3 protein-coding genes are annotated in these 2,127 nt (G+C 72.0%); 2 read left to right on the top strand and 1 reads right to left on the bottom strand.

What is annotated here, in order from left to right:
* Positions 1 to 59 precede the first annotated feature (59 nt).
* On the top strand, positions 60 to 581 hold the full coding sequence (locus AC6EI8_RS26220) for a TPM domain-containing protein (protein ID WP_252253583.1): 522 nt from the start codon (positions 60 to 62) through the stop codon (positions 579 to 581).
* A 14-nt stretch (positions 582 to 595) separates the two neighbouring features.
* On the opposite strand, the gene AC6EI8_RS26215 is transcribed toward AC6EI8_RS26220, so the two are convergent.
* Positions 596 to 1,861, bottom strand: coding sequence for an MFS transporter (locus tag AC6EI8_RS26215; RefSeq protein WP_498383350.1), 1,266 nt, complete (start codon positions 1,859 to 1,861; stop codon positions 596 to 598).
* Positions 1,862 to 1,995: 134 nt separating this feature from the next.
* Between AC6EI8_RS26215 and AC6EI8_RS26210 the strand changes: the two genes are divergently transcribed.
* A partial coding sequence (locus AC6EI8_RS26210; RefSeq protein ID WP_498383351.1) for a LysR family transcriptional regulator occupies positions 1,996 to 2,127 on the top strand: 132 nt, incomplete at its 3' end.

Below are 2,127 nucleotides of genomic sequence, written 5' to 3'. Positions count from 1 at the left end.
GCGGCGGCGGCGGCTTCGATGGCGGCGGCGCCTCCGGCAACTGGTAAGGGAACGACATCATGCCCACCCGTTCACCTTCCCGCGGACTGCGGCGCGCACTGCGCCACGCGCTGACCCCGGTCTCGTTTGCGCACCGGCACTTCCCGCCCGATGCGCTGGCGCGGCTGCAACGCGCCGTGCGCGACGGCGAACGCCAGCACCGCGGCGAAGTGCGCGTGGTGATCGAATCGAGCCTGCCGGCGGCGCAGGCCTGGGCCGGCGTGACGCCGCGCGAGCGCGCCCGCGCGCTGTTCGCCGCGCTCGAGGTCTGGGACACCGTCGACCACACCGGCGTGCTGCTCTATATCAACCTGGCCGATCACGCGGTCGAGCTGCTGGCCGACCGCGGCATCGATGCGCGCGTCGCGCACGAGACCTGGGCCGCCCTGTGCCAGTCGCTGGCGCACGGCCTGGCCGCCGACCTGTCGATCGAACCGGTGCTGGCCACGGTGGCGCAGGTCCACGCGCTGCTGGCCCGGCATTTCCCGCAGCACGGCGACGGCAATCCGAACGAGCTCGACGACCGGCCGATCGTGCTGTAGCGCGGCCCGCCCTGCTAGGGCGCGGGCGCGCCGCGATGCCGCCGCGCGCCCATCCAGTACCAGATCGCCGCCAGCACCTGCAATCCGGCCAGCACCGCCCAGGCGGCCAGATGGGCGCGCACCGGATAGCGGCCCTGCACCGCCGGCCACAGGTCCAGCACCATGCCGATGCCGAGCTGGCAGACGAAAATCGCCAGGAAGACGGTCAGCGTCAACGCGGTGGTCGCACGCCCGATCATCGCGCCGTCGAACTGCCGCGCCAGCACCGCGTAGGTCAGGATGCCGCTCGAGCCGAACACGCCGTAGCCCGCCCACAGCAGCCACGCCGGCAGCGGCGCGCCGGCCATCAGCAGCGCCTGCACCACGATGAACATCGTCATGCCGGCTCCGGCGAACGCATAGAGGCTCAGGCCGAGCCGCTCCAGATGACGCGCTGCCCAGCCTGTCGCCACGCAGCCGCCCATCATCGCAAAGCCGATCAGCGAGACCAGTCGCGCGGCCTCGCCCGGCCCCACGCCGCCGACATCGCGCAGGAAGGCGCCGACCCACAGGCTCTGCACCGCCAGGAACACGCCCTGGTTCAGCAGTGTCAGCGGCACCACGCGCCAGAACGGCGCGCTGCGCAGGATCGCGACGGTGCCGCGCCATTGCGCGCCGAGGCTTTCGCGCGCGCCGGGCCGCGCGGCCTCGGGCGCACCGAACCACAGCAGCAGCGCCATCGCCAGCGTGACGCCGCCCAGCCCCATGCAGACCGTGCGCCAGTCGACCAGCGACAACAGCCAGTCGAGCGGCGTACCGACGATCACCGCACCGAGGCCGCCGATCGCCATCACCAACCCGTTCAGCAGCGGCATGCGCGACAGCGGAAACCACATCGACAGTGCCTGGATCGCGGCCCCGAGGCAGACCGACACGCCGACGCCGATCAGCATGCGCCCGGCCGCCAGCGCCGCCATGCCCTCGCCCAGCGCGAACAGCAGCGTGCCGGCCGCCGCCACCAGCAGCAGCGCAGCCTCGGTACGGCGCGGGCCGAAGCGGTCCAGCAGCAGGCCGGCTGGCAGTTGCGCGCAGGCAAAGCCGAGGAAGTAGCAGCTGGTCAGCAGGCCGAGGTCGCCGGCCGACAGTCCCAGCTCGCGCGACAGATACGGCGCGAAGCCGAAATTGACGCCGCGGTAGACGTAGGAAACGAAGAAGCCGAGCGAGAAGATCGCCAGCACGCGCCAGCGCAGGCCGCGGGCCGCGGCGGGAAGTCCGGAGGGAGAAAGCGTTGCGGTGGTCATGCGCGGATTGTCCGCGCTCCGGCTTGCCCGCACCAACGAAGAATTCCCGCCCGGATTGTGAGTAGAATTTGACGGCCGGCGTCCGATTGTGGCGCTTCCTCCATCTCTTGCCTGCTCGTCCTTCCATCGACCCCATGGCCCAGGTCCCGCATCTTCCCCCGCTGCAGGCGCTGCGCGCGCTGGAGGCGGCGGCGCGCCATCGCAGCTTCTCGCGCGCCGCCGAGGAGCTGGCGCTGACGCACAGCGCGATCAGCCACCATGTGCGC

This window comes from Cupriavidus sp. R6-3, assembly GCF_059772245.1.
This window is presented reverse-complemented; position numbering and strand designations above follow the sequence as displayed.

What these genes read in the sequence shown, in the direction of transcription:
- AC6EI8_RS26215 (WP_498383350.1), bottom strand. Translation starts at nt 1,861, where the DNA reads ATGACCACCGCAACGCTTTCTCCCTCCGGACTTCCCGCCGCGGCCCGC.
- AC6EI8_RS26220 (WP_252253583.1), top strand. Translation starts at nt 60, where the DNA reads ATGCCCACCCGTTCACCTTCCCGCGGACTGCGGCGCGCACTGCGCCAC.